The organism is Clostridiales bacterium (assembly GCA_018333995.1).
In the GTDB taxonomy this organism is placed as follows: domain Bacteria; phylum Actinomycetota; class Coriobacteriia; order Anaerosomatales; family SLCP01; genus JAGXSG01.
This window is the reverse complement of the sequence record JAGXSG010000003.1, coordinates 1-26,999: the sequence shown is the minus strand read 5'-3', so window position 1 is coordinate 26,999 and position 26,999 is coordinate 1. Positions and strand designations below refer to the sequence as shown.

Sequence of the window (26,999 nt, the reverse complement as noted above, 5' to 3'; positions counted from 1 at the left end):
CGTGCGTATCGCGCTCGCGCAGGTGAACGCAGTCGTCGGGGACATCGAGGGAAACGCCGTCCGTGTTGTCCGGGCGATGCACCGCGCCCACGGGGCCGGAGCGGACCTCACCGTCTTTCCCGAGCTCGTGCTGACCGGATATCCCCCGGAGGATCTGCTTGCGCGAGCACACTTCGTCCACGACAACCTTGAGGCGCTCAAGGGAGTGGCGGCGCAGTGCGCGGGCGGCGCGACGCTTGCCGGGTTCGTCGACGCCGATGCGGGAGTGCTCTACAACGCTGCCGCGCTGATCCGTGACGGGGCCGTTGAGCACGTCTACCGCAAGCGGATGCTTCCCAACTACGGGGTCTTCGACGAGGAGCGCTACTTTGAGCCCGGCGCTTCCGTGTCGCATGTCGCGGTCGCAGGCGAGACCGTCTCGGTGACGGTGTGTGAGGATGTCTGGATCCCCGGGGTGGCCGCTGAGGCCGCCCGAGACGCACGCGTTCTCGTGAACCTCTCGGCTTCGCCGTTCCACACAGGAAAGGGTACCGACCGTGAGGCGATGCTGGCCGCACGAGCCGCCGAAAACGGCGTGTGGCTCGCGTTTTGCAACCTCGTGGGCGGTCAGGACGAGCTCGTTTTCGATGGCCGCTCCGTGCTCATCGACCCGTCGGGTACCGTGGTCGCGCGAGCGGCGGCGTTCGCGGAGGACCTGCTGATCGCCGACATCCCCGGCGGCGGCCCGATCGCGCAACTCCCAGACCGCGACGAGGAGGTCTACGCGGCGCTCACCCTCGGCCTGCGCGACTACGTCGAGAAGAACGGTTTTCGCGAGGTCGTTGTCGGGTTGTCCGGAGGGATTGATTCGGCGCTCACGGCGACGGTCGCTGTTGACGCGATCGGCGCAAAGCGCGTGCACGGCGTGACGATGCCGTCGCGCTACTCGTCTTCAGGCAGCGTGGAGGACTCGCACGCGCTCGCCGCCAACCTCGGGTTCGAGTGCCGCGAGCTTCCGATCGAAAGACCCTTCGCCGCGATGCTCGACGCACTCGAGCCCCACTTCGCGGGCTACGATCCTGACGTGACCGAGGAGAACCTCCAGGCCCGCGTGCGCGGGATGTTTCTCATGGCGCTGTCGAACAAGTTTGGCTGGCTCGTGCTCGCGACCGGCAACAAGAGCGAACTCGCGGTGGGCTACTCGACGCTCTACGGTGACATGGTTGGCGGGTTCGCGCCGATCAAAGACATCTTCAAGACGCGCGTGTGGGAGCTCGCACGCTGGCGCAACCGCGCCGGCGAGGTCATTCCGCGCTCGACGATCGAGAAGGTACCGAGCGCCGAGCTCGCCGCCGGTCAGACCGACTACGACACGCTGCCTCACTACGACGTGCTCGACGCGGTCCTTGCCGATTATGTCGAGCGCGATTTCTCTCGCGAACGCATCATCGCCGCCGGTCACGACCGTGAGGTGGTCGAGCAGGTGTGCCGCATGGTCGATGGCGCTGAGTACAAGAGGCGCCAAGGGCCTGTTGGCATACGGGTGACCCCAAAGGCGTTTGGCAAGGACCGCCGGATGCCGATCACCAACCGCTACGAGGGGTAGGGGCGGCGTGGGCGTTACGTTGGCGCCGTCGCGTCGCGTCTAGAAAACCCCGCCCCGTTCGACTACATTGAATAGGAGCGCGCCTGCCCCTGCGGGCGCGCTGTATCCCGGAGCCTGACCATAGACCAGGAGGGGTTTTCCATGCCGAGTATTACCCGTGACCAGGTACGTGTTCCGGCCGATGTGCCTGCCGAGGCACGCGAGACCTACATCGACAACTACATGGCCGCCACCCGCGGCACTGGCCGCCTTATGCTCTTCGCCTGCGACCAGAAGATCGAGCACCTAAACGACGACTTCTACGGCGAGGGCATCTCGGCGGAGGACGCCGATCCCGAGCACCTGTTCCGCATCGGGTCGCAGGGCACGATCGGCATCCTCGCTGGACAGCGCGGCCTCATCGCCCAGTACGCCGCCGACTACCCGGACATCAACTACCTCGTCAAGATCAACAGCAAGACGCACCTCGTCAAGACGAGCCAGGAAGACCCGTACTCGCCGCAGCTCTACGACATCCAGACCGCCATCGACCTTCGCGACAACGGCGTCAACGTCGTGGGGCTCGGCTACACGATCTACATCGGCTCGGAGTACGAGGCACAGATGATGGCGGAGGCCGGCCAGCTCATCGCCGACGCGCACAGTGTCGGCATGCTCGTCGTGCTGTGGATGTACCCTCGCGGCAAGGCTGTGGCTGACGAGAAGGACGCGCACTTGATCGCCGGCGCCGCCGGTGTCGCCGTGAGCCTCGGCGCTGATTTTGTGAAGGTCAATCCGCCTAAGGGCAACAGCGCCTTCTCCTCAGCCGAGCTCCTGAAAGAGGCCTCGCTCGCTTCAGGCCGCACAGGTCTTGTGTGCGCCGGTGGATCGACCGTCGATGCCAAGACGTTCCTCACCCAGCTCTGGGAGCAGATCCACGTGGGCGACGCGACCGGGAACGCCACCGGCCGCAACATCCACCAGCGCCCGCTCGGCGAGGCGGTGCGTCTCACCAAGGCGATCAGCGCGATCACGCTCGCCGACGCGTCCGCTGATGAGGCGCTCGAAGTCTTCGAGGGACGGGCGGACTTCACCATCTCGTAGCGCAACCGCGCGCGGGCACCGATGCGACACAGGGGACGGACTTGTCCATCTCAGATTGGTTCAAGGCACGCGAATCAAGTCGCTACACGACGCCGCGTGCCTCAGAGGCGTCGCGAGCGGACGTGCCCGAAGGCGTGTGGGTAAAGTGCGTCGGCTGCAAGCGCATCGTCTACGAGGGCCAGCTCATCGAGAACGCCCGCGTGTGCCCTCACTGCGGGCACCACTTTGCGATGACCTCCGCCGAGCGGATCGCTTTTATCGCCGACCCCGGCTCCTTCGCGGAGATCGACGCGGCCCTCACCTCGACCGACCCGCTCGGCTTCACCGCCGCCAAGCCCTACGCCGCGAGCCTCGCGGGCGCGCGTGAGAAGTCCGGGCTCGCCGAGGCGCTCGTGACGGGCAGGGCGACGGTGGCGGGCCACCAGGTGGTCCTCGGCGCGATGGATTTCCGCTTCATCGGGGCGTCGATGGGCTCAGCGGTGGGCGAGAAGGTCACTCGCGCTTTCGAGCTTGCCGTCGCGGAGCGGCGCGGCGTCGTGTTTGTCATCGCGTCGGGCGGAGCGCGCATGCAAGAGGGCATGCTCTCGCTCATGCAGATGGCCAAGACCGCCGACGCGGCGCGCAGGCTCTCAGAGGCCCGGCTGCCGTACGTCTCGGTGCTTACCGATCCCACGATGGGCGGCGTGACCGCGAGCTTCGCGGTGCTTGCTGACATCATTTTTGCCGAGCCGGGCGCGCTTATTGGCTTTGCCGGGCCGCGCGTCATCGAGCAGACGATCCGCCAGAGCGTGCCCAAGGGCTTCCAGTCCGCCGAGTACCTGCTTGCGCATGGCATGGTCGACGACGTTGTTCCGCGCGGACAACTTCCCGCGCGGCTCGGACTCGTGCTCGACTACCTTGCCGGAGCCAACGGCGGTGGTGCGCGATGACCCGCCGCTTCACGATGGAGTTCGAGCGCCCACTCGCGGAGCTGGAGGCCAAGCTCGAAGGTTTGCGCCGTATCGATGTGACCGCCAACCCGGAACTCTCGGGCGAGGTGGAAGCTCTCGCGAAGCAGATAGAAGAGCTCCGCGAACGGACGTACCGGGACCTAGCGCCGTGGGAGCGCGTCCAGATCAGCCGTCATCCGGACCGGCCCAAGACGCAGGAGTACCTCGACACGCTCTTCACCGACGTCGTAGAGCTCCATGGTGACCGGCTCTTTGGGAACGACGAAGCGATTATCGCCGCGCTTGCGACGATCAGCGGCGTGCGAACGGTAGTTCTCGGACACCGTAAGGGTAAGAACACGCGCGAGAACCTCGCGCGCAACTTTGGCATGGCGCACCCTGAGGGCTTTCGAAAGGCTATCCGCGCCATGCGCCTCGCCGACCGCTTCGGGTTGCCGATCGTCACGTTTATAGACACGCCGGGTGCGTACCCCGGTATCGAGGCTGAGGAGCGCGGTCAGGCGTGGGCGATCGCGGAGGCGCTCAGCGTGCTCGCGGGAGTGCGCGTCCCGGTTGTCTGCGTAGGTATCGGCGAGGGCGGTTCGGGCGGCGCGCTCGCGATCGGCTTTGGCAACCGGCTCATCATGCTTGAGAACTCGTATTACTCGGTCATCAGCCCCGAAGCGTGCGCCTCGATCCTCCACAAGGACGCGAGCAAGGCCGCCGAGGTCGCTTCGTGTCTCTCGCTGACGGCGGACCGCCTCGTCGGCCTCGGTATCGCCGATGAGATCGTCGCCGAGCCTCTTGGCGGCGCGCATCGCGATCCGGCTGGCGTGATGGGTGCGGTCAAAGAGCGCGTCGTAGCCGCACTCAGGGATCTCTTGCCGCTCGACGCGGAGGCGCTCGTCGCCGCACGCCACGAGCGAGTGCGCCGGGTCGGAGTCATCGAGGAAGGCGCCGGGTAAGTACCATCCGACGACCTGAACTGCTCGTGTGGAGGTGTGTTCTGTGAGTCATTCGCACGATATCAAGCGCGTCGGCATCTTGTTCTCTGGCGGTCCGGCCCCAGCGGCCAACGCGGTCATCTCTGCCGCGGCACTGAGCTTCTTAAACGCAGGCGTGTGCGTCATTGGCTTTCTCGACGGTTACGAGAACCTCGAGCGGCACTCGGCCACCACGCCTCTCGTGGAAGGCACGCACTACCGGTGCCTGAAGCGTGACGACGTCTCGCAGATTCGCAACCGCAAGGACATCGTGCTTTGCACCTCGCGCGCGAACCCCGGCAAGCGGATAGAGTCCTCAGCTGACCTCGTAGACATGGAGAAAAACGCGAGGCTAAGAGCGGTATTCGACGCGTTTGACGCGCACGAGATCGACGCGCTCGTGTCCATCGGCGGAGATGACACGTTAAAGACAGCGAACTACCTCTACACGATGCAAGGACTCATGCCTGAGCTCAGGCGCGTGCGAATCATCCATCTGCCCAAGACGATAGACAACGATTACTTCGGGATCGATTGGACGTTCGGGTTCTTCTCGGCGGCGCACTACGCGGCGGGCGAGATAAGAAACCTCGGGGCTGACGCGCGCTCGACAAAGGTCTGGTACGTCCTCGAGCTCATGGGCCGCAAGGCGGGCTGGCTCACGTACGCCTCTGGCATCGCGGGCGAGGCGACGCGGATGCTTTCCGTGGAGGACTTCGACGGCGACTTCGATGCGCGGTCGGTCGCGCGGGATCTAGCCGAGCTCATCGTGGCGCGTAAAGCGGACGGTCGCGAGTACGGCATTATCTGCGTGGCCGAGGGTCTCGCCGATCGCCTGCCCGACGACCAGCGTCCTCAAAGCGTTGATGAGCACGGCAACGTCACTCTCGGCGCGGCGCAGGTAGGCCGGTTGCTTTCGGGCGAGATCGAAAACGCGTACGAGACGATCACCGGGGAGCCAATCAAGGTCCGCCACAAGCAGATCGGGTATGAGACGCGCTGCGCAGAGCCGAGCGCGTTCGACGTGCTCTTGGGCACACAGCTCGGGTTCGGGGCGTTCCGTGCGCTGGCCGAGGAAGGCTTGAGCGGTCACATGGTGAGCGTCGAGAAGCAGCTCGAGCTTACCTACGTGCCCTTTAGCGACCTGATCGATCCGGCAACGCTCAAGACGCGCGTCCGGATGATCGAGCGGGGGAGTGATTTTTACCGGCTCGCGCGTGCGCTCGAATACCAGCAATCCGGCCACGACACCGTGGAGTGCTAAGGGCCGACGACTTTGGTGGAGGCGGAGGCAGAGGCGCCCCTGAAGGAGGATGCGTGGAACGGCTCGACCCCATCATCGACGCGGATGTTCGTGAGCGGTTTTCTGCGGTAGGGCGTGACCTCTTTTTGACTGGAGCGATCTCGAGTCATGGCGGCAACCTCTCGGAGCGCCACGGCGGTCGCATCTTCATCACGAGACGTGGCGCGATGCTCGGGCGTCTGGGCGACCTGGACGTCGTGTGGACGCGGACGTCCGCGTGCGATCGCGATGCCGAGTGCTCACGCGAGCTCGTCGTGCACCGCGCGCTCTACGAGGAGACAGCTACGCGTGCGGTCGTGCACGCGCACCCCGTTCACACGATTGCGCGCTCGATACGCTATGACGTGATCACGCCTGTCGACTCAGAGGCGCTCTACGTGCTCGGTGGGGCCGTCCCGGTGGTGCGCGCCGCTGAGACGATCGGCTCGGCTGAAGCGGCTTCGTTACTTGCCGAGGCGCTCGCTGGGCATCCCATCGCAGTGCTCGCGACACACGGAGTGTTTGCGATCGGCGCAACGCTCGAGGAGGCGCTCTATCACGTCACGTGCCTCGAAGCGGCGTGCCGCGTCCTTGACCTGTTGGAGTAGCTCGCGTAATGGCTCACCGGTCAGCCGGTGATAAATCGCAGACCGGATCTATCACAGTGAGGAGGCGCGGTGAACGCGGACAGCGGATCGTACGAGGCGTCCCGACGTGACCTGCCGCTTAGCAGGGCGCTCCAGAAGCCGTCCTTGCTCGAGCAGGTCAAAGGCACCGAGGCCGAGTTTCTGCGTGGCAAGCGCAAGCACTCGGACAACGTCGAAAGCGCCGTGCGCTACTTCCTGGAGTTCTTGCGAGGATTTGAGTTTCTCTCGATTGAGGAACCGACAGTTACCGTGTTTGGCTCGGCACGCTTCGAGGAGGGCCACCGGTACTACACACTTGCGCGCAGCCTCGGCGCGGCGCTTGCCACGCGCGGATATGCGGTAATGACGGGGGCGGGACCCGGCGTGATGGAGGCGGCGAACCGCGGTGCGAGAGAGGCCGGCGGACTCTCGATCGGCGCGAACATCCATCTTCCGTTCGAGCAGCACGCCAACCCGTACGTCGATCGCCTCATCGAGTTCGAGCACTTCTTTGTGCGCAAAGTGATGCTCGTGAAGTACTCATGCGCGTTCGTCATCCTGCCCGGCGGGTATGGCACGCTCGACGAGCTCTTTGAGACGCTCACGCTGATGCAGACCGGCAAGATCGACGGGTTCCCGCTCGTGGCGCTGGGCTGCGACTTCTGGGAGCCGATGATCGATTTCTTTCAAGCGCGGCTCGTGGCTGAGGGGACGATCGACGCGAGCGACATCGACCGGATATTTATGACCGACTCGGTTGACGAGGCGGTCGACTATATCCGCGACCATCCCCGGAGCTGTAACGGCAACACCGGCGGGGCAGCGTCCGAGCCTTCGGCGGGCTGAGCGCTGTGCGCACTGCTCGTACATGGTGCCCGGGGCGGGAATCGAACCCGCACTCCCTTTCAGGAACCGGTTTTTGAGACCGGCGCGTCTGCCTGTTCCGCCACCCGGGCACGGTGCGGCACGTGTGCCGCTCGCCGATTGTACCGAAGCGGCACGGATGCGCCTAGTTGATCCCGACACGCTCCTTGCGTGTACGGCCGCGGCCTTGCTCGGCGATCGGATCGGCGCTCTGAGCGGTGACGCGGTCAGGTGATCTATAGCCGATTACTTCGATGAACGCTTGCACGACTCTGCGATCGTACACAACGTCCGCCCCGCGGATGAGTTCCGAGACCGCGTGATCAATGCTCATTGCGGGCCGATACGGCCGCGGACTCGTCATCGAGCTGAACGAGTCGGCAACCGCAAGGATGCGCGCTCCAATCGCGATCTGGTCCCCGACTAGCCGCCGCGGATACCCGGACCCGTCGAGGCGTTCGTGGTGGTCGCGGATCGCCTCTTGCACGGTGGGCGAGAACGCGGCGTTGCGGGCGACGTACGCGCCTTTTGCGGGATGGAGCCGGATCTGGGCGGTCTCCTCGGGTGTGAGGGGACGCTCTGCCAAGATGATCGAGTCGGACACCTCGAGCATTCCGACATCAGCGAGCATCGCGGCGATCCGCAAATCGCTGAGCGTCCGCTCCTCGAGGCCGAGCCGCCCGCCCACCGACACGACGTGCTCAGCGATCAGCGCGCTACGGCGCCGGTACTCCGGAACCCGGCTGTCGATGAGGGTCGCCAGCGTGCGAAGTGTGCCAGCGAGCTGGGTACGCGCTTCGGCGAGAAGGAGCTGGTTTTCCTTGGCGAGTTCGATGATCCGGGCGACGAGGCCGAGTCCTTCGAGGTGGTCCGGGTCAAACGGTTCGCCGGATTTCCAGAGGCACAATACCGAAGCCAGCTCGCCTCGGATGCGCAGTGGCACGGCGAGCGCTTCTGAACCGGTCTGCGTGTTCGAGATCTCAATCGGCTTTCCGGCGCGCACCGCGTCGAGAGCGACCTGGAGCGCAACGGTGTGCGCGGCGGAGTACTCAAGCGACTCGTCAGCAAAAAGCGTCACCTCCTCACCCACGACGGCGGCGGCTTCAGCACCAAAATGCTGGGCTGACTCTCGGAGAACGCGCTCGAGCGCGTCGGTCTGAGTAAGCGATGTCATGACCTCGGCTACGTGTTGGGCGTAGCTGAGGCGGCCGAGGGCGGAGGTGATCTCACGGTTCGCATCTTCGAGTCGCCGGTGGGCCGCCAGGAGTTCACCTCGCAAGCGGCGGCGCTGATCGATCATGTACAAGATTATGGCGAGCAGCAGGCCGGTGAACACGGTTCGGAATACGTGATCCGTAAATAGCCACGCGTCAGGGACGGGCGTGCTGGTAAGCAACATGAACAGCAAGACACCACTGATGGCGATAAGCGCGACGATGACCACGTAGGAGAGCGCGTTCAAGTGACGTTCGCGCTGGAGCGTGCCGTTGAATCCGTCTGTGCGCACGGGCGTCCTCCTCATCGGCCGACCATACTGGGTGTATCGGTGAGTGGATGACGAAAGGTCACCACATCCGGACGAACGGCTAGTTGTCGATGCGCGATATACTCGGCGCATGTCAGACACCGTCGAAAATGCCGTCTCAACCGCCAGACACGCCGAGGCGATCGAAGCGAACCTGCAGCTCATCGCCGATCTCGGCTACGCTGACGCGACTCTTGCGCTTGCCGGACCGGGGGGTGTTCTTACGGTAGTTGCAGACGCGCGTCCGATGACGGCGCCGACTACCTCCCGCGCGACTCGGGAAGGACTCGCGCTCCCGCCTGAGCGCGAACAGGAGGCGTACGAGGCGCTGCAAGTTGGCGTACCGGTGGAAGGGACGCGCCGCCGCACGACAGGCGGCATCTCGTACGTGACTAAGAGTTACCCCGTCCACGCCCCGTCGGGCGAAGTGTTTGCTGTGGTGATTCGCGATATCTCGCTACAGGTGCTCGAGGCGCCAGGCACGATGGAGCGCCGGTTCATGGACGCGGTTGAAGAGGTACTCGGAATCCTTGCGCGGATGCCGTTCACGACGACTCACGGCGAGACGTTTGCGACGGGCCGCCGGGCGGGTGACGGCGTGCTGAGAATCGACGCGGGCGGCACGGTGGGATACGCGAGTCCCAACGCTGTCAACATCATGCGGCTCGCGGGGGTGGAGGGGAGAGTGACCGGCATGCCGGCCACACGTTTGCCAGGCGGCTTGGTCGCGCTCGCGCCTGTCCTGCTCGATCGTGCCGGCCGGGCGGCGCACACTCAGGTCGAGGTCGGCGCCCGCGTCCTCGACTACCGGGCGATGCGCCTCGACCACGGAGCGCTCGTGCTCGTCGAGGACCTTACCGAGGCTCACGCTCGCCAGCGCGAGCTCGCGGTTAAGGAAGCGACCATACGCGAGATCCACCACCGCGTGAAGAACAACCTGCAGACGATCGCGAGCCTGCTGCGCATCCAGGCCCGCCGAACCGAGAGCGAGGAGGCACGCCGTTCGCTCGCCGAGGCGGTCGAGCGCATCGCGTCTATGGCGGTGGTCCACGACATGCTTGCGATCTCGGCGGGAGACGAAGTCGACTTCACCGCAGCTGCTCATATCGTGGTGGACATGGTGGCACGCGGACTGCTCGGCCCACACTCAGCCGTGATTGTAGAGGTTGAAGGTGAGGCCGGCACCGTTGCAGACCGCGTTGCGACCTCGCTCGCGCTCGTCGTCGCCGAACTCGTCCACAACGCTATCGAGCACGGGATGGGCGACGGCGCCACCGGTGCGGTGACGGTTTCACTGCGGCGATCGCCCGCAACGCTCATCGTCGCTGTCCGCGATGAAGGCCGCGGATTGCCGCCTGGATTCGACGAGGGTGCGACGGGCAATCTGGGGTTGGCTATCGTTCGCACGATCGTGCGTGATGATCTCGGCGGGACCCTGACGTTTAGCTCGGATCGCGGCACAAAGGTGACGGTATGCGTCCCCCTGCGTGCGTCCGGCGGCACGGCGGCTGATGCCGCCAAGGAGGAGTGAGGTCCGTGCGCGTGCTGATAGTCGAAGACGAGGCCATCATCAGGATGGACCTGCGTGAGATGGTAGAAGAGGACGGTCACGAGGTCGTGGGCGAGGCCGCGGACGGACGCGCCGCCATCGAGATGGCGCGCTCGCTCGCCCCGGACGTCGTGTTCATGGACATCGAGATGCCCGTGATGAGCGGGCTTGCGGCGGCGGCCGTGATCGGGGATGAGCGCATAGCGCCGGTCGTCATGGTGACGGCGTTCTCGGGATCAGCCCAGGTCGAGGAGGCGTGCCGTGCGGGGGCGATGGGCTACCTCGTCAAGCCGTTTTCCAAGGCCGACGTCATTTGCGCGATGCACGTCGCGACCGCGCGTTTCAAGGAGGCGAGTCAACTCGCCGAGGAGGTTTCTGACCTTACCGAGCGGCTCGCGACGCGAACGTTGCTTGACCGTGCAAAGGGAGTGCTGATGGCGCGCGGGATGACCGAGCCTGAGGCGTTTGCCCGCCTACAGCGGCTCGCGATGGACCGGCGGATCACACTGAAGCAGGTTGCTGACGCGATTCTTCTCGCGGAGGAAGCGCAAGAGGGGTAACCTTGAGTGCTGGAGGGTGATGCGGGGTGAGGTAAGCGGTCGAGAGCGAGAGGAGGGTGGCGCATGCACACCGAGACGAGCAGCATCGAGGAGGTGCGTGACGAGGTACGCGCCCTCGTAGACGTTCATGACTGGCTCGCGGTACGCCGCCTGCTCGCCGAGCTCTCAGTACCCGAGGTCGCGGACCTCCTGCTCGGCGTGGAGATGCCCGAGCGCCTGCTCGTCTTCCGGCTGCTCCCGCGCGATCTGTCGGATGAAGTCTTTTCCTACCTTGACGGCCACGACCAGGACGTCATTCTCGGCGGACTTACCGATCGGGAGACACGCCGCCTGCTCGCCGCGATGGCTCCGGACGACCGCACGGAGCTCTTCGAGGAGCTTCCAGGCGAGATCACGCAAAAGCTCCTGAACCTTCTCGGCGCGGAAGACCTCGCTGAGGTGCGCCAGTTGCTCGGTTATCCATCGGAGAGCGTTGGCCGCCTCGCGACGACCGACTACGTTGCCATCCGTCCCGAGTGGACCGTCGCTCACGCGCTTTCGCACGTGCGGGAGCGGGGACGCGATTCCGAGACGATCGACGTGCTCTACGTGATCGGCAGCGGCTGGCGTCTCGAGGGCGTGTGCGAGTTGCGGCGGCTCATCCTCGCCGAGCCCGAGCAACGCGTGGTTGATGTCATGGAACCGGTGCACGCGAGTGTCTCGGCGTTCGATGACCAGGAAGAAGCGGTGCGCGAGATGCGGCGCCACGACACGATCGCGCTTCCGGTCGTGGACTCGGCGGGCGTGCTCATCGGCATCGTGACCGCCGATGACGTGTTCGACGTCCTCGAAGAAGAGGTCACCGAGGACATCCATCGCACCGCGTCAGTCGCCCCGCTGCGCCAGAGCTACCGTCGTTTGAGCATTCGGGACCTGTACGGCAAGCGGATCGGCTGGCTTGCGATCTTGTTGTTCGTGAACCTCTTTTCGTCGTCTATCGTTGCGGCGTACGAGACGATGCTTACGGAAGTGATCGCGCTTGCCTTCTTCATCCCGATGCTCATCGCCTCCGGGGGCAACACCGGGTCGCAATCGGCGATGCTGATGGTACGCGCGCTGGTGACCGACGATGTCGCCCTTGACCAGTGGTTCACGACGTTTCTCAAGGAGATAGGGGTCGGCCTCGCCCTCGGAATCACGCTCGCTGGCGGAGCTTTCTTCCTCGGAATGTTCCACGGCAACGTCATGATCGGCGTGGTGGTGGCGATCTCGATGGCGGGCATCGTACTCGTGGCGAACCTGTTTGGCATGTCTCTGCCATTCTTCTTTACAAGGATTGGCTGGGATCCCGCGGTTGCGTCGAGTCCGATGATCACGTCGATAGTCGATGTGACCGGACTGCTCATCTACTTTTTCGTCGCCTCCCGGCTGCTCTCGCTGTAGCTGGTAGGGAGCGGGGGAGTTCGAGTAGGGCGAGCGCGGGGCACCTGTGCAGGGCGCTCGTGCAGGGCACCTGCGCTTCCTTGGCGGCACGCTGCGTGCTACACTGTCCGCAGACGGCACAACGGCGTGTCGACTTCACATTGTGACGAGCGATGAAGCTCGCCCGGCCCACCAAGGGCTGTGGCGGGCTTTTTGTATTTCCGGGGCCGCCCGGGTGTCTCGGCTGGAGAGAGGGTGCGCGACATGAGAGAGTTCGCAGCGTTCTGGGGATGCACGATCCCGGCGCGCTTCCCGTTCATCGAGAAGGCGACGCGTGTGGTCTTCGACGACCTCGGCGCCACCGTGCACGAGCTTGCAGGCCACACGTGCTGTCCGGAGGGCGTCCTCGTCAAGGCGAGCGATGAGCGCGCGTTTTTTACCGCAGCCGCTCGCAACCTCGCCATCACCGAGCAGGCCGAGCTCGACGTTGTGACCCCGTGCAACGGCTGCTACTCGACGTTCAAGGAGGCGCAGAGCCATCTGCGCACCGGGTGGCGCGAGCGCGAGGAGATCAACGAGCGCCTCGCCACAGAAGAGCTCCACTACAGCGGCTCGAACAAGGTCGTGCACTTCGCCGAGTGGCTCGTCGACGAGATCGGCACGGGGCTTGTGGCATCGAAGGTCGTCAAGCCGCTGTGGGGGATGCGCATCGCCGTCCACTACGGCTGCCATCTGCTGCGTCCGCAGCCGGCCGTGCGTTGGGACGACCCGCTGCACCCCACCAAGGTCGAGGCGCTCATCACCGCGCTCGGCGCGCGTGTGGTCGACTACCCCACCAAGATGCAGTGCTGCGGCGGCGCGCTCGACCGCGTAGGCGAGCGGGAGACCTCGCTCGCGTTCGCGCGGCGCAAGCTCGCCGACGTGCAGCGCGAGGAGGTCGACGCACTCGTGGTGGTGTGCCCGAGCTGTTTCCAGCAGTTCGACCTCAACCAGGCAGCGCTGCAGCGCGGTAACGAGGATATCCACGTGCCCGTCCTCTACCTCGCCGAGCTTCTCGCCCTGACTTACGGTCACGAGCCCGAGGAGTTCGGTCTTTCCATGCACCGCGTCTCCGTCGAGCCGTTCCTCGCGCGCTGGGGTTCTCGCACGGTCGATAGGATCCGCCTCGCGGAGCACTTCGACGTCGCTCTTCTCGGCACGTGCTACTCGTGCCAGGCGTGCAAGGATGATTGCCCGGTCTGCAAGGTCGACACCTCGTTCGCGCCGACAGAGATCATCGGCGATCTCGTGCGCGGACATCTCGACGAGGTCGTGTCCGACGGCCAGCTCTGGAAGTGCCTCGAGTGCTACACCTGTCAGGAGCTGTGTCATTCCGGCATCGGCATGGCCGAGACGTTCAGGCAGCTCAAGGAGCTCGCGATAGCGGCGGGTAGCGGGCCGGAGTCGGTTACCTCGGCGTACGAGACGTTCCTTAAGACCGGAACGCTCGGCAAGCCCAAAGAGTCTGCGCGCAAGAAGCTCGGACTCGCACCACTGCCCGCCACCGGCGGTGACGCCGTAGCGCGGCTGATCGGCCGCCACTTCGAGAACGAGGGAGAGTAGAGATGGCTTTCGAACCGCTACTCGAGCGGATGCCCACCACCAGGATGCCGGCGTTCACGGACCGCGAAGGCACGTGTGCTAGCACGCGTCCCGCGTACGGTGCCGAGGCGCCTTACAAGATCCACGGCGGGTGCGGACTCATGGGCATCTGTGACGAGTCCGGCGGACTTATGAGTGGCAAGGTCGCAATTCGCGCGATGGCCGTGCAGCGCGACCGCGGCAACGGGCTTGGCGGCGGATTCGCGGGTTATGGCATCTACCCCGAGTTCCCGGACCACTTCTGCTTCCACATGATGTACCACGACGAGCGGGCGAGAAATGACGCAGAGACGGTTCTGCGCGCCAATTTCCAGGTCGATCTCGCCGAGCCGATGCCCACGCGCCGCGTGAAAGGTATCAGCGACGCGCCGCTGCTGTGGCGCTACTTCCTCGTGCCCAACGCGCGCAAGCTCGAAGAGGCCGAGATGACGCCTGAGGACTTCGTTGTGCACGTGGTCATGCGCGTCAACTCCTCGGTCGATGGCGCGTTTGTCGCGAGCAGTGGCAAGAACATGGGCGCGTTTAAGGGAGTGGGCTTTCCCGAGGAGATCGGCCACTACTACCGGCTCGACGAGTACCAGGGCCACACGTGGGTGGGGCACAACCGGTTTCCCACCAACACGCCGGGCTGGTGGGGCGGCGCGCACCCCTTCACGCTGCTCGACTGGTCGATCGTGCACAACGGTGAGATCTCGAGCTACGGCATCAACTCGCGCTACCTCGAGGCGTTTGGCTACACGTGTTCGCTCGGGACCGACACCGAGGTCGCCGCGTATCTCTTCGATCTGATGCTGCGGCGCCACAAGTTGCCCATCGAGCTCGCGTGCAAGGCGCTCGCGAGCCCGCTGTGGTCCGAGATCGACCGCATGCCGCCACAGGAGCGCGCCGTCATGCGCGCGTTGCGCGCCGTCTATGGCCCGGGCATGCTCAACGGTCCGTTCGCGATCGTGCTCGGCTTCAACGGCGGCATGGTGGCGCTCAACGACCGCATCAAACTCCGCCCGCTGGTTGCCGCCCGCCAGGGCTCGGTGCTCATGGTCGCCTCGGAAGAGAGCGCTATTCGCGAGGTGCTCGACGCGCCGGACCGCGTCTGGGCGCCCAAGGCCGGCGAGCCGGTTATCGCTCGCGTCGAGGTCCGCGAGACCGTAGGAGTGAGCTAATCATGCCGCAGACTCTGATACAACCCGAGTTCAAGGTCCACATCGACTACGACAAGTGCCACAAGTGCGGCCGGTGCGTGCAGCAGTGCGGGTGGAACGTCTACTCGTTCTCCGAGCGTCCCATCCCGGACGACGCCAAGTGCCGCGCGTGCCACCGCTGCGTGACGTACTGCCCGGCGCACTGCATCACCATCAAGAAGAACGATCTTGCGATGCGCGAGAACGCCAACTGGTCACCGGGTCTGCGCACCGCCATCTGGCGCCAAGCCGAGACGGGTGGCGTTATGCTCACCGGCATGGGCAACGACAAGCCCTACCAGAAGATATTCGACCACCTTGTGCTCGACGCGTGCCAGGTCACCAACCCCTCCATCGACCCGCTCCGAGAGCCGATGGAGTTGCGGACGTACCTGGGCCGCAAGCCGGACTCGGTAGAAGTGGTCTCTGACGGCAACGGCGGCTTCCGCCTTTCAGAAAGCGACCAGATCGCCAAGAACATCGAGCTTGCCACGCCCATCGTCTTCTCGCCGATGAGCTACGGCTCGGTCTCGCTGCCCGTGCACCGCTCGCTTGCGATGGCTGCCGAGCGGCTCGGTATCCTCATGAACACCGGCGAGGGCGGGCTGCACGCCGACCTCTACCCGTACGCGGATAACGTCATCGTGCAGGTGGCCTCGGGACGCTTCGGTGTGAGCCCGGAGTACCTGAACCGCGCGGCCGCCATCGAGATCAAGGTGGGGCAGGGGGCAAAGCCGGGTATCGGCGGGCACCTGCCGGGCGAGAAGATCGACCGCGAGGTCTCGGCCACGCGGATGATCCCGCAGGGCTCGGACGCGATTAGCCCCGCGCCGCACCACGACATCTACTCGATCGAGGACCTGCGCCAGCTCATCTACTCGATCAAGGAGGCGACCGACTACAAGCCGGTTGGTGTGAAGATCGCCGCCGTGCACAACGTCGCCGCGATCGCGAGCGGCATTGTGCGCGCCGGGGCAGACTACGTCTACCTCGACGGTTTTCGCGGCGGCACGGGAGCGGCGCCACAGATCATCCGCGACCACATCGGCATACCGGTGGAGATCGCGATCGCGGTCGTGGATCAGCGGTTGCGTGACGAGGGCATCCGCAACCAGGCATCTATCGTGGTGGCCGGCTCGATCCGCTCCTCGGCGGACATGGCCAAGGCCATCGCGCTGGGGGCCGATGTGGTGGCGATCGGCTCGGCGGCGCTGATGGCGCTGGGGTGCCACATGTGCCAGGGGTGCCACACCGGCTCGTGCTCGTGGGGGCTCACCACGCAAAAGCCCGAGCTCACGCGGCGCGTCGACCCCGAGTGGGGTGCCGAGCGTCTCGTGAACCTCGTCAGCGCATGGAGCCACGAGCTGCAGGAGATACTCGGCGCGCTCGGCGTGAACGCGGTCGAGTCGTTGCGCGGAAGCCGCGAACGCTTGCGCTCGATCGGACTCGACGAGCAGACGTGCAACATCCTGGGCGTCAAGCCCGCGGGACTTTAGAGGAGGCGTTGGCAGATGGCAGCGGTCAAAGAAGCAGCCGGGCCCATCCAGGGCTACGTGCAGGTTGAGCCGGAGGTCACGTTCGATGGTGACACGGCGACGATCGACGCGAAGCGGGTGTACTACAAGCAGGTAAACGCTGCCGTGCGCACCGCGATCGACGCGGGCGCGAAGACGGTGCGGCTGCTCGGCGTGAACGGGCAGCGCTACATCGGCACGGGATTGAGTGCGAAAGACGTGCACATCGAGGTGCACGGCACGGCGGGCCAGGACCTCGCGATGTTCATGGACGGGCCCGTGGTCGAGGTCTTTGGCAACGCGCAGGACGGCGTGGGTAACACGATGAACGCCGGTAAGGTGATCGTTCACGGGGACGCAGGCGACGTGCTGGGCTACGGCATGCGCGGCGGGCGAGTGTTCGTGCGTGGGGATGTGGGCTACCGCGTGGGCATCCACATGAAGTCCTACGAGGGCAACGTGCCCGTGATGGTCTGCGGCGGCAAGGCGCGCGACTTCTTTGGCGAGTACATGGCCGGCGGAATGCTCGTGTTACTGGGCATGGACTCGCGCATCGAGGGCCCGCCGGTGGGCGGCTATCTGGGCACGGGCATGCACGGCGGTGTGATCTACGTGCGCGGCGAGGTCGAGCCGTGGCAGTGCGGGAAAGAGGTGGGGACGTTTGCGGCGGGTGAGGCCGATATGGCTGCGCTGCGGCCGGTGGTCGAGGAGTACTGCGAGTGGTTTGGGATGGCTGCCGAGGAGGTGCTGTCGGTACCGTTCACGAAGGTGGTGCCGGTCAGCCATCGGCCGTATGGGAAGCTGTATACGTACGTGTAGGTGGGGGGTCAGGGGCCCGGGGAGTTCTCAGGCTCAGACAGTCCTCGCTGCGTAGGGCCGCCCGGTGGGCGGCCCTTCTTGCTGCGGAACTCGCCTGAGACCTCCCCGGCCCCAGCCGTCGGTGCGCCGTGCTTACGCAGACTGCGTGTCAGCTGGACATCGCAGAGGATGAGGAGAGACGGGAACCTGACGCTGCTTCTGCAGTCGGGCTACGACTCGGAGGACGTGCTGTAGAGTCTGCTGGCCGACTATCCGGACGGGGTTGTTCGTGGCGCGGGAACCGCCGGTGCCGGACAGGGGGGGGCGCTGGTCGCTCGATCACCTGTTCCTCGACCAGGATGCGATTCCCCGCGGCTGACGCACTCACTATTCAAGATTAGCAGACTAAGGTTTAATAGTGTTGAGCGTTAGTAAACTCTCATTCATTGGAGCGAGTGGTGCGCAGGGGTCCAACCGGAAGGTTCGAGAAGACAGTCTACGGTGGCGAGGAGGTTCGAGCCTTCGTCCCCGCCGCGTTGCCGCCCGATCCGCCGCTTGATCTTGCTGTACTGCAGATGCCACTCGAGCGCGCATCGCTCGCTGTCGGCAGGCTCGACAGCGTGTCGACCCTCCTGCCCGACACAGGACTGTTTCTCTACACCTATGTGCGCAAGGAGGCCGTACTTTCGTCTCAGATCGAGGGCACGCAATCATCCCTGTCGGACCTTCTGCTGTTCGAACTGGAGGAGGCACCCGGTGTCCCGATCGATGATGTCGTTGAGGTGAGCAACTACGTTGCCGCCCTGGAGCATGGGATGAGGCGCCTGAACGACGGATTCCCGATTAGCTCTCGGCTGCTCCGTGAGATTCACCGGACTCTCCTTTCCCGGGGCCGGGGAAGCGAGCAGGATCCGGGGGAGTTCCGACGCAGCCAGAACTGGATCGGAGGCACGCGTCCAGGCAATGCTCTGTACGTGCCACCGCCGCATGATGAGGTCGGCGCATCTATGGGGGCACTGGAGCAGTTTCTTCACGCTGAGGACGATGGCGTACCGGTGCTCATCAAGGTAGCGCTTGCTCACGTGCAGTTTGAGTCGATCCATCCGTTTCTGGACGGCAATGGCCGCGTCGGGCGGCTGTTGGTCACACTCTTCCTGTGCGCAACAGGACTCCTTCGAGAGCCCCTTCTCTACCTGAGCCTGTATCTGAAGCAACACCGTGAGGAGTACTATCGGCTGCTCATGTCATGTCGCGAACAGGGTGATTGGGAGACGTGGATCACTTTCTTTCTTGAAGGTGTTGAGGCCACAGCAGATGACGCCGTCCGGACCGCCCGCAGTCTTGTAGGGGCGTTTGAGGCGGACGCGGGACGCATTCGTGAACTCGGGAGACAGGCAGGCTCGGTGCATCGCGTTCACGAGGCGCTGAAGGCCCGGCCGGTGGCTGCTCTTCCCGAAGTCGTACAGTGGACTGGGCTTTCGTACCCCGCCGCGGCATCTGCTATGGACAAGCTCGGTGAACTGGGAATCGTGCGGGAGCTTACCGGCAAGAAGCGCAATCGGGTGTACGCTTACTCGAGCTACCTCGACCTGCTATCAGAGGGGGTGTGATGATGGCGCTGTATTAGAGGGAAGCGCTTCAACTGAATCGCCACGTTGTTGGCTCGACTCAGGGGGTCTGATGTCATATCACGAAGAGTACTGTGCCGAATGTGACGCTCCGGTTGATCCTGGTTGGCCGCGATGCGCTTCCTGCGGAGTGTCGCGACAGGCACCAGAGTGTCCTGCTTGCGGTCGGCCGCCTGGGCACGGGCACGCACGGTGGCGTGATGGGGACTACAGCTCCGTGTACTTGTTCCGCTTCCCGCGTGCCTTATCCGCCGGGTACTTCGCATCATTCGCTGCGAGCTTGCGTTCGATAGCGGCAACCGGGTCGATGCCGGTGTCGTGTGCGAGCAGGAGCGCGTAGATGAGCACGTCGGCAATCTCGGCCTCGATCTGGTCACGGCGGCGGGCGACATCTTCGGTGATGGTCTCGTCACTGCTCCACTGGAAGCACTCAAGCAGCTCCGCGGCTTCAATCGTGATCGAGGCTGCGAGGTTGCGCGGTGAGTGGTACTGCTTCCAGTCGCGTTCGTCACGGAATTCGACGATGCGGCGAGTGAGGTCGTTGAGCATAGGTATCAGCCCTCCAGCGGGTCTTGGGTAGTGGCGGCGGCCAAGCCTTCAGCGGCTATGGGTGGCGCGGTGGAGACGGGCACGTAACCAACACCTACCCCGTCTGGCACCTGCTTCCGCATCCACTCCGCCAACGCTGCATCCGTGCAGAACACGAAGCACCCCTTCATGCCACGCGTCATGAGCACGCGGTAGGTGTTGCGAATCAGCTCGTCTGCGATGCGAGCGGCGCGTTCGGAATCGTCCCTCGCGAGCTTCTTGATACCTTTGAGCGAGGAGTCCATCTTCGAGCGCGCGGCGGCGTCGGTGACGATCCGGCCGTCCTCGGATCGCATGTCGTCGCCGACGATCACGCCCACGTAGTCGAACTCAAGCCCCTGGCAGGTGTGGATGCAGCCCACCTGATCGACCGAGCCCTCGTCGATCGCCCACGTGGGCGTCGAGCCGAGGTTCCACGACCGCTTGTAGCCGTGCTGCGGCATGTCGATGTCGTGGTGGCCGGGGTCGGAGCGCTTCGAGCCGTCCCAGTCCCAGCAGTAGCCGGCCACGACACGCGACTTGTTGGCGGTCTCGTTCAGTCGCTCGATCTCGGCGTGCATCTCGTTTGGGTCGTCGAAGACGCGGAAGTCGTAGTCGAGGTTCGTGATCTGCTCCTCGGCAGGACGGATTCCCAGGACGTCGTCGAGCCACGTGAGGTAGCCCTCCGAGCCGTTGCAGCGGAACTGCGAGAACAGGTCGGTCTCGTGGACGTGCGCGCTGAGTGCGAGGGCGTGCGCGTGGATGTCGGAGACGGTCCCGGCATCGCGCAGGGTCACGCGCTGACTCTCATCGATGAAGAAGACCGTGAACCGCGCCGCCGAGATGAGTTCCTTGATCTGGTTCTCGCCGAGGTTGCCGTACATGCCCGACTTCTCGTTCAGGCGGTGGGCTTCGTCAACCACCAGCGCGTCGAAGGCTTCTGCAGTCAGCTCGTGGAACGCGCCCGAGCCACGGAACAGATTGTCGATGTAGGCTTTGGTGCGCTTGCGTGCGCGAAGCAGCGCGGAGTAGGCATTGCGCGGTGCGGCGTTCTTGGAGACGTACTGCACGACCATGTTCGCCGCAGTAAGGCGCACGAGTAGGTTTACGGCTACTACGGACTTACCCGTGCCCGGGCCGCCTCGGATGATGAGTACGTGCTTCTCGCCGGTGCGCTGCGCCTCGTGCGCGAGAGAGACGGCTTGCTCGAAGACGACCTTCTGGTCGTCGATCATCACGAACTCCTGGTTGCCGTCGAGCATGCTGGAGAGCGCATCTTGCAGTGACTTCGACGGGCGCAGCCGACCGCTCTCGATGTGGTAGAGCACCTGGCCGTCGTCGGCGTGGGTGATGTGACGGCAGATGAAGTCCCGTAGCGCGAGCGCATCACCGTGGCAGAACGCAGGCGCGCGCTCGAGGTATTCGAGGTACGCGGGGTCGAGGAGGGGGTCGTAGCCCTCGGCGGCGCGATAGTTGTGCAGGTATGCGCAGGGAATGAGTTCGATCTGTGCGTCACGGACCGCCTCGTTGTAGTCCTCGATCATCCGCGCGTACGACCACGCCTGATACGAGGGGTGAGAGACCTCGCGGTGCGCGCCGCCGACGAAGGTTCGGATGATCGCGTCTTTCTCCGGGACCGCTTCAAGTTCGCTCCACTGCTTGAGTTCGACGATGACCGCCGAGTCACGCTCGTCGTCGTGTCTTCCAGTGAATAGGAAGTCGATGCGGCTGCTCGTGTATGGCACGCCGAACTCGATGGCCACGCCGCAGCCACCGGGAAGGGCGTCAGTGTTGAGTACGCGATACATGTACTGCATCGAGTTGCGCCAAGACTCCACCTCACGGGGGTTGGCGCGATGAACCTTGCGCTCGAATGCTGCCGTGATGTGGTCGACGATGGCGTCGCGGTCCACATCATCCATGAACTCCTGCTTGGTGGCCTGGTAGACGAGCATCGGCGGCTCCCGAGGGGACGGGTTGTGGGTGCGCTCAGGGTAGCAGAATGGGCGAGCGAGCCTCAGGTGGAGCGGGCAGTTGGTCGGCGCACTCATGCTATCCTCCTCCGCAGAGGTGTGTAGCGGACGAGGCGCGGGGAGGCCTCCATGCGGGGCTACATCGGCAACACCGACTACGAGTGGTACCGGTTCCTCGGCAGCCAGCCCTCGCTCGACGAGGTCAACTTCTGGCAGCCGTCAGGCGGCCGAGGTTTCAAGGCGATCCGGCCCGGTGAACCGTTCTTCTTCCGCCTGAAGGCACCGCACAACGCCATTGCCGGCTTCGGCTACTTCGCCCGGTTCAGTGTGCTGCCTGCGTGGCTTGCGTGGGAGAGCTTCGGGATCACAAACGGCGCTCGTGACTTCGACGAGATGCGTGCCCGCATCGAGTGCTACCGTAGGCGCAACAAGAGTGTCCCGCCCGAGCGCCCCGGCGACTACCACATCGGTTGCATCATGGTCGCGAGTCCGATCTTCTTCCCTGAGGCCCTCTGGATTCGTGAACCGGATGACTGGGCTCCCAATATCGTGAGCGGTCGAGGCGAGGATCTCACTACAGGCGAGGGACTGCGGATCTTCACCGCATGCCTCGAGCGCTCCGCCGGGCTGGGCGGACAGCTAGGCATTGCCGAAGTCCCCGCCGACCGCTACGGCGAACCCGCGCTCGTTGCACCGAGGCTCGGCCAGGGCATCTTTCGCGTGTCTGTCCTTGACGCCTATGATCGCGCGTGCGCGGTGACCGGGGAGCATTCGCTGCCCGTGCTCGAAGCCGCACACATCAAGCCCTACTCGGCGGGCGGCACGCATGACGTGTGCAACGGTTTACTCCTGCGCAGCGACATCCACAAGTTGTTTGACCTCGGTTATGTGACCGTCACGTCGGAGTACCGCTTCGCTATCAGCGATGCATTGTATGACGACTTCCACAACGGGCGTACCTACTATGCTGAGGCTGGCCGGCAGCTCTACGTGCCAGCCGCACAGGAGTTGCAGCCGGACCGTGAACTGCTCGCGTGGCATGTGGAGGAAGTATGGCGGGGGTAGGGTCACGAGCGGGGCGGGAGCCGCGTTTCGGCTGGAGCGCAATCTGCGTTTCGTCGACACAGGGGGATGTCGGATGGACTTGTACGAGAACACAAGCGCTGGACAAGGGAGTGGGATGCAGCAGATCGGCACGTACGTTGATGGCCGGGAGTTGACGTACGACCACCTCAGCGGGGCATTCGCCATCGGCGGGACTTCAGTAACGCTCGAACAGGTGCTTGAGTACGACGCGTTCGATCAGATTGCGTGGCTCTCGGAAGACATGCGCGTATGGGCGATTTCTCTTCGGGTGGACGAAAACGCGAGTGCAGAGATTCCAGATTGTCGCAGCGGCAGACTCCTTGGCTTCAGGTCGCGGAGTCCGGTCAAGATGGTGCTTGCATTGGCATACTACGTGTTCTGGCTGCTCTTCACGCTCTTCGCGGTTTTGCCATCCGCATCGCCCTCAGCCGATGCTCGAGACATCTTCCTTCAGGTGCTCAAGGGCGTGATGCTCTCCCTCTTGCTGATAACTCCCGCGCTCGCGCTGTCGGATTTCGGCTACAGGGAAAGACTTCCTCTCTTCAAGCGAAGGAACGTGCTTGCTAATGCCATCGGGTTCGCTACGTGTTTGATTCTGTTCTTCGTGAGCTTTGCTGTTGCTGACTCGCTGCACTCGCCGTCGTATAAGGCAGAGGCTGAAGCGCAACGGCTTGCGCAGCAGCAGGAGCAGGAACGGGAGCGGGCCGCCCGTCTCGAGAGAGAGGAACAGCAACGGCTCGCAGATCAAGAGCGACTGGAGGCTGAGAGCATTGCAGAGCAGGAGAGGCTCGAGGCGGAGCGAGTCGCGACAGTTCAGAAGGAATCGGCTGAGCGAGAGGCTGAGCTCGCGCAGGAGAAGAGGCGGGCCGAAGAGGAACGGGCAGCACAAGATGAGGCCGAGCGACAGGCGGCTCTCGAGGCAGTTCGGGGGACGGAAGAGTATCAGCGGTTGACGTCAGGCGGGATGTCTGACGTCCAGGCGCGAGCGTTCATCGACGTTGCACACGTCGCTGGCATCAAGTACATCGGCGAGGTTGTCGGGCGAGATGCCACCGACGAGGGTGATACGTTCCTGGTCGAATCGCGGGACTCGATGGTCGGCGTGCGTTACGGTGTGATGTTTCGTGGAGACGAGGTCTCGGAAGTGATGGACGAGAATCTCGATAAGCTGTACTCGGGCGGTAAGCGGAACATTGACTACGTGTACTGGGACGATGTAGGCGGTCCCACGGAGATTAAAGCCCGCACGGAAATCCTGATCAAGGCAATCTTGAAGTCTCCCAGCACTGCGAAGTTTCCGGGCAGCTTCCTGAGCCCCCTCGACGGATGGGGGTTCGAGAAGGAATCCGGAGAGGTTCGTGTATCCGGCTATGTGGACAGCCAGAACTCGTTCGGGGCGATGCTGCGGTCGCAGTTTGTGGTCATGTATCGCGTGGGCGTAGGTGAGAAACGAGGATCGATCACGCCGGTCTACGTCAATTTCGACGGGCAGGTCGTACTCGATGATCGCTAGTCGAAGACGATTGAATCAGACCGTTCTTTCGATCGTAGGAGGCTGCCGCTCTGGAGGACGTCGGCTACTTTCTCGTCGAGCTCGGACATGATGACGCTTGGGGATACGCTCACTACCACGCCACGTCCCCAACCGCATCGATGGCTCCGGCGCACCCTCGCTCCCCATCATCAAGCAGATCGCCACCGAGGGCCGCAAGTACGGCATGGGCCTCGTCTTCATCTCGCAGCGCCCGAGCCGCATCGACGCGACCGTGCTCTCGCAGGCCAACAGCTTCCTCGTCCTGCGCATCGTCAACCCCAACGACCAGCGCTACATCCGCGACGTGGTCGAGACGATGGGCGAGGACGAGGCGATGACGCTGCCCAATCTCAACACTGGAGAGGCGCTGCTCTCCGGACTCTTCACCCGCATCCCCGTGATGGTGCGCGTCGAGAAGAGCCGAAGCGAAGGCAAGCACGAAGAGGACGACTTCCTCGCCGAGGCGGCCCAGGCCGAGCAGCCACAGATGGCCGCCGAGGAGGGTGCGGGGTGGAAGTCCTCATAACCGCAAGAGCTAGCCGGTCCAATCCAGCTTCGTCTTGAGGGCGTTCATGTGGCTGAACGGAATGACCCCCTCGCGCTGCAGTCGTCCGACTAAGATGCTCGGTGCGATTCCGATCTCCTCGGCGAATGCCTTCACGCTGGTCTTGCTCAGGCGACCGGGTTGCGACCTGAACGCTTCGTAGTTCTCGGGCGGGATCAGGAAGTCGGCGGCGAATGCGTTCGCTCGTTCCTCGGCTAGCGGGTCGCCGTTGAGGTCAGAGATGCGACCGCTGCGCCGTTCGTCCAGGAGCACGTGTCCCGCCTCGTGGAAGAAGCTGAACCACAACTGGTCATCGGTTTTGTATCTGAGACCAAGCTGAATCACCGCACGTGACCGGTTAGCCCACCAGCTGACCGCGTGACAGCGGGTCCTGGGTAGATCGGGCACGAACACGACGGCGACACCGGCGGCGGCGCAGCGTTTCACTATGATGGGCTGCCACTCCTCCGGGTGCATACTGGTCGCTGAGCGCAGTTCACCAAGAACTTCGCGGAACGCCGCCTCGTTGAACGGTTCGGTGCGAATCCCTTCCGCCTGGCGCTCTCCCGCGCGCAGCCATGCGGTGATGGCGGGCGTCTCGGCGGTGTAGGCCGTGCTCATTCGTGCGGCGAGCCGCTTATCCGCGCCCCAGTAGTCTTGGTAGGCATCGATCGTGGCGACACCGAAGTAGCGGAGGAGCTCCTCGGCCTGCTCGGCTGAACCGGTTTCGCGCGCGATCCAGCCGTGCGATTCCATTACTTTGAGTGGAAACGACTTCGCCCACTCGGCCTGTGCCGCCGCATCGGTCTTCTGGCGCTGATGTGCAAGTGCATCGCGGTAGATAGACTCGAGCTTGTTCCAGAATGATGACGGGACTCCAAGAACCCTCTCCAGCTCGATAGCAGTGTCATGCGTGAGCGAGGCCCTGCCGTTGACGAGCTGGCTCACGAACTTCTCGGTCTTGCCTAGGCGCACGGCGAAGTCGGCCTGCAGGATTCCCCGCTCTTCGAGAATCTCCCGGATGGTCTCTCCTGGAGCGACAGGCAGGTCGGTTCTAGGGTCGTAGGTGTACTTAGTCGCCATGGTAGTCCGTTACCTCCAAGATGGTGATCGCCGTGACAGCTGTCCAGTCGAGGCCGCCATCGTCTTTCGTAGGGGGAGGGTCATCGTGCGGCCGAAAGACGAGACGGACGTTGCCGGTGATGCTGACCGCGAGTTGACCAGCCCTGTCACCTTTCAGTTCGTGACATCTGCCCGGAGCGAAGCGCATAACCTCGAGGGTGTCAGCCGCTATCAGCTCCAGTATGCGGCGGTGGATCTTCTCGGCGAGGGCGCCATACTCTCGCACCCTCCGTTTGTGCTGGGTGAGGGTGTCAGCGAGCTTCTTCGTGGCGTAGTCGACCTCCATGAGACCTCGTCCCCGGACTTTACCGATATGGTAAAGGTACAAGAGTTTACCGGATTGGTAAAGGACAATCCCGAAACTTGCTGCCTCGTGGAATAAGTACCACTCGGATTAGTACTTGCTGCGCGAAGGCGCAAGAATGCGCTCAGCCTATGGGCCTCGGGTGGGGAGTGAGCGACGGGAGTTGAGGAGCCGTCTTCTCGGCCGAGCAATGCGATAACCGTAGTGACTGTGTACCGACCGAGTGCCCGGCGCTGGCACGAGGGCTTCAGGAGGCGGCGATGAAGTGCGCTGTGTGTGCGGCCGGCCCGACCGTTATGGGGACGACAACCGTCACCGTCGACGGGACCGGACCACGATCGTCCTCAGGGAGGTCGAGCGCATCGTGGAGGAAGCGGTCACGTCCGGTGTCGAGATTGTCGTACGCGACTTCCCCGTGAGGTGTTAGGCAATGTCGTCCCTGGCGTGGATATACTCATCTTGAGATTGCGGTGCGCCCTTGCGGGGGTCACATGAGCGCAAAAAGCGCGAGGCCGCTGCTTTCCTCGAACGAACCGTCCACCTTGCGGCTTCGGCCCATCTGAGTTCTTCAACGACCTCGCAAGTAGGATTATGCGCCATCCCGGGCGAGAAGCAACGGAAATCGTGAGATCCGCGCACCGATGTGACAAGCGGTCGATCGCAGCGTTTGTGCGGTCTGAGCAGGGCGGCTTGTCCACACTATCCCCAGAATCCACAGGACGA

General features: G+C 64.2%; 23 protein-coding genes and 1 tRNA gene. 18 read left to right on the top strand and 6 right to left on the bottom strand.

The genetic code is table 11. The annotated features are described in order from the left end of the window. The first annotated feature begins 1 nt into the window (after position 1). The 7 genes from KGZ40_00820 (at position 2) to KGZ40_00790 (ending at position 7,334) form a co-directional block, all read left to right on the top strand. A complete protein-coding gene (locus KGZ40_00820; protein ID MBS3956065.1) occupies positions 2–1,585 on the top strand; it encodes an NAD+ synthase in 1,584 nt (527 codons plus the stop codon). Positions 1,586–1,726: 141 nt separating this feature from the next. Next, the gene (locus KGZ40_00815; protein ID MBS3956064.1) at positions 1,727–2,668 is read left to right on the top strand and encodes a hypothetical protein; all 942 of its coding nucleotides are present in this window, start codon (positions 1,727–1,729) and stop codon (positions 2,666–2,668) included. Between the two features lie 47 nt (positions 2,669–2,715). Continuing rightward, a complete protein-coding gene (locus KGZ40_00810) occupies positions 2,716–3,597 on the top strand; it encodes an acetyl-CoA carboxylase carboxyltransferase subunit beta (protein ID MBS3956063.1) in 882 nt (293 codons plus the stop codon). Then, positions 3,594–4,562 carry an acetyl-CoA carboxylase carboxyltransferase subunit alpha gene (locus KGZ40_00805; protein MBS3956062.1) on the top strand — a complete coding sequence of 323 codons (969 nt, stop codon included), beginning with the start codon at positions 3,594–3,596 and terminating at the stop codon, positions 4,560–4,562. Before KGZ40_00810 ends, KGZ40_00805 begins: the two co-directional genes overlap by 4 nt. Positions 4,563–4,605: 43 nt before the next feature. After that, complete coding sequence (locus tag KGZ40_00800; GenBank protein MBS3956061.1) at positions 4,606–5,844, top strand: 6-phosphofructokinase; 1,239 nt, start codon at positions 4,606–4,608, stop codon at positions 5,842–5,844. Positions 5,845–5,918: 74 nt separating this feature from the next. After that, a complete protein-coding gene (locus KGZ40_00795) occupies positions 5,919–6,470 on the top strand; it encodes a class II aldolase/adducin family protein (protein ID MBS3956060.1) in 552 nt (183 codons plus the stop codon). A gap of 69 nt (positions 6,471–6,539) precedes the next feature. Continuing rightward, on the top strand, positions 6,540–7,334 hold the full coding sequence (locus tag KGZ40_00790) for a TIGR00730 family Rossman fold protein (protein ID MBS3956059.1): 795 nt from the start codon (positions 6,540–6,542) through the stop codon (positions 7,332–7,334). A 23-nt stretch (positions 7,335–7,357) separates the two neighbouring features. Here the strand turns inward: KGZ40_00790 and KGZ40_00785 are convergent. Next, positions 7,358–7,444, bottom strand: a tRNA-Leu gene (locus KGZ40_00785). A 53-nt stretch (positions 7,445–7,497) separates the two neighbouring features. Further along, complete coding sequence (locus tag KGZ40_00780; protein ID MBS3956058.1) at positions 7,498–8,859, bottom strand: HD domain-containing protein; 1,362 nt, start codon at positions 8,857–8,859, stop codon at positions 7,498–7,500. Between the two features lie 109 nt (positions 8,860–8,968). Between KGZ40_00780 and KGZ40_00775 the strand changes: the two genes are divergently transcribed. The 8 genes from KGZ40_00775 to KGZ40_00740 all read left to right on the top strand — a co-directional run bounded on the left by KGZ40_00775 (position 8,969) and on the right by KGZ40_00740 (position 19,128). Then, complete coding sequence (locus tag KGZ40_00775) at positions 8,969–10,408, top strand: histidine kinase N-terminal domain-containing protein (GenBank protein MBS3956057.1); 1,440 nt, start codon at positions 8,969–8,971, stop codon at positions 10,406–10,408. A 44-nt stretch (positions 10,409–10,452) separates the two neighbouring features. Next, positions 10,453–10,986, top strand: coding sequence for a response regulator (locus KGZ40_00770; protein ID MBS3956056.1), 534 nt, complete (start codon positions 10,453–10,455; stop codon positions 10,984–10,986). Between the two features lie 84 nt (positions 10,987–11,070). Next, complete coding sequence (gene mgtE / locus KGZ40_00765) at positions 11,071–12,408, top strand: magnesium transporter (GenBank protein ID MBS3956055.1); 1,338 nt, start codon at positions 11,071–11,073, stop codon at positions 12,406–12,408. A 243-nt stretch (positions 12,409–12,651) separates the two neighbouring features. Continuing rightward, a complete protein-coding gene (locus KGZ40_00760; GenBank protein ID MBS3956054.1) occupies positions 12,652–13,989 on the top strand; it encodes a hypothetical protein in 1,338 nt (445 codons plus the stop codon). Between the two features lie 44 nt (positions 13,990–14,033). Further along, positions 14,034–15,188, top strand: a complete 1,155-nt coding sequence (locus KGZ40_00755; protein ID MBS3956053.1) for a glutamine amidotransferase family protein — start codon at positions 14,034–14,036, stop codon at positions 15,186–15,188. A 2-nt stretch (positions 15,189–15,190) separates the two neighbouring features. Then, entirely contained in the window at positions 15,191–16,702 is a 1,512-nt protein-coding gene (locus KGZ40_00750) for an alpha-hydroxy-acid oxidizing protein (protein ID MBS3956052.1), read from the top strand. Between the two features lie 15 nt (positions 16,703–16,717). Continuing rightward, positions 16,718–17,539, top strand: a complete 822-nt coding sequence (locus KGZ40_00745; GenBank protein ID MBS3956051.1) for a hypothetical protein — start codon at positions 16,718–16,720, stop codon at positions 17,537–17,539. 437 nt (positions 17,540–17,976) lie between these two features. Then, on the top strand, positions 17,977–19,128 hold the full coding sequence (locus KGZ40_00740) for a Fic family protein (GenBank protein MBS3956050.1): 1,152 nt from the start codon (positions 17,977–17,979) through the stop codon (positions 19,126–19,128). A gap of 225 nt (positions 19,129–19,353) precedes the next feature. On the opposite strand, the gene KGZ40_00735 is transcribed toward KGZ40_00740, so the two are convergent. Continuing rightward, on the bottom strand, positions 19,354–19,695 hold the full coding sequence (locus tag KGZ40_00735) for a nucleotide pyrophosphohydrolase (protein ID MBS3956049.1): 342 nt from the start codon (positions 19,693–19,695) through the stop codon (positions 19,354–19,356). A 5-nt stretch (positions 19,696–19,700) separates the two neighbouring features. Next, the gene (locus tag KGZ40_00730) at positions 19,701–21,668 is read right to left on the bottom strand and encodes a DUF2075 domain-containing protein (GenBank protein MBS3956048.1); all 1,968 of its coding nucleotides are present in this window, start codon (positions 21,666–21,668) and stop codon (positions 19,701–19,703) included. Between the two features lie 147 nt (positions 21,669–21,815). On the opposite strand from KGZ40_00730, the gene KGZ40_00725 reads away from it, so the two are divergent. The 3 genes from KGZ40_00725 (at position 21,816) to KGZ40_00715 (ending at position 24,832) form a co-directional block, all read left to right on the top strand. Beyond that, positions 21,816–22,751, top strand: a complete 936-nt coding sequence (locus KGZ40_00725; protein ID MBS3956047.1) for an HNH endonuclease — start codon at positions 21,816–21,818, stop codon at positions 22,749–22,751. 115 nt (positions 22,752–22,866) lie between these two features. Further along, entirely contained in the window at positions 22,867–24,285 is a 1,419-nt protein-coding gene (locus KGZ40_00720) for a hypothetical protein (GenBank protein MBS3956046.1), read from the top strand. A 97-nt stretch (positions 24,286–24,382) separates the two neighbouring features. Then, positions 24,383–24,832, top strand: coding sequence for an ATP-binding protein (locus KGZ40_00715; GenBank protein ID MBS3956045.1), 450 nt, complete (start codon positions 24,383–24,385; stop codon positions 24,830–24,832). A gap of 9 nt (positions 24,833–24,841) precedes the next feature. On the opposite strand, the gene KGZ40_00710 is transcribed toward KGZ40_00715, so the two are convergent. Then, the gene (locus KGZ40_00710; GenBank protein ID MBS3956044.1) at positions 24,842–25,933 is read right to left on the bottom strand and encodes a helix-turn-helix domain-containing protein; all 1,092 of its coding nucleotides are present in this window, start codon (positions 25,931–25,933) and stop codon (positions 24,842–24,844) included. After that, positions 25,923–26,258, bottom strand: coding sequence for a hypothetical protein (locus tag KGZ40_00705; GenBank protein MBS3956043.1), 336 nt, complete (start codon positions 26,256–26,258; stop codon positions 25,923–25,925). The genes KGZ40_00710 and KGZ40_00705 overlap by 11 nt, the downstream gene beginning before the upstream one ends. Positions 26,259–26,999: the final 741 nt, after the last annotated feature.

Excerpts from the sequence above, each read along its gene's own strand:
- KGZ40_00775 (MBS3956057.1), top strand. The coding sequence starts at position 8,969 with ATGTCAGACACCGTCGAAAATGCCGTCTCAACCGCCAGACACGCCGAG.
- KGZ40_00745 (MBS3956051.1), top strand. The coding sequence starts at position 16,718 with ATGGCAGCGGTCAAAGAAGCAGCCGGGCCCATCCAGGGCTACGTGCAG.
- KGZ40_00750 (MBS3956052.1), top strand. The coding sequence starts at position 15,191 with ATGCCGCAGACTCTGATACAACCCGAGTTCAAGGTCCACATCGACTAC.
- KGZ40_00755 (MBS3956053.1), top strand. The coding sequence starts at position 14,034 with ATGCCGGCGTTCACGGACCGCGAAGGCACGTGTGCTAGCACGCGTCCC.
- KGZ40_00730 (MBS3956048.1), bottom strand. The coding sequence starts at position 21,668 with ATGCTCGTCTACCAGGCCACCAAGCAGGAGTTCATGGATGATGTGGAC.
- KGZ40_00710 (MBS3956044.1), bottom strand. The coding sequence starts at position 25,933 with ATGGCGACTAAGTACACCTACGACCCTAGAACCGACCTGCCTGTCGCT.
- KGZ40_00815 (MBS3956064.1), top strand. The coding sequence starts at position 1,727 with ATGCCGAGTATTACCCGTGACCAGGTACGTGTTCCGGCCGATGTGCCT.
- KGZ40_00770 (MBS3956056.1), top strand. The coding sequence starts at position 10,453 with ATGGACCTGCGTGAGATGGTAGAAGAGGACGGTCACGAGGTCGTGGGC.
- KGZ40_00735 (MBS3956049.1), bottom strand. The coding sequence starts at position 19,695 with ATGCTCAACGACCTCACTCGCCGCATCGTCGAATTCCGTGACGAACGC.
- KGZ40_00805 (MBS3956062.1), top strand. The coding sequence starts at position 3,594 with ATGACCCGCCGCTTCACGATGGAGTTCGAGCGCCCACTCGCGGAGCTG.
- KGZ40_00705 (MBS3956043.1), bottom strand. The coding sequence starts at position 26,258 with ATGGAGGTCGACTACGCCACGAAGAAGCTCGCTGACACCCTCACCCAG.
- KGZ40_00725 (MBS3956047.1), top strand. The coding sequence starts at position 21,816 with ATGCGGGGCTACATCGGCAACACCGACTACGAGTGGTACCGGTTCCTC.
- KGZ40_00720 (MBS3956046.1), top strand. The coding sequence starts at position 22,867 with ATGCAGCAGATCGGCACGTACGTTGATGGCCGGGAGTTGACGTACGAC.
- KGZ40_00760 (MBS3956054.1), top strand. The coding sequence starts at position 12,652 with ATGAGAGAGTTCGCAGCGTTCTGGGGATGCACGATCCCGGCGCGCTTC.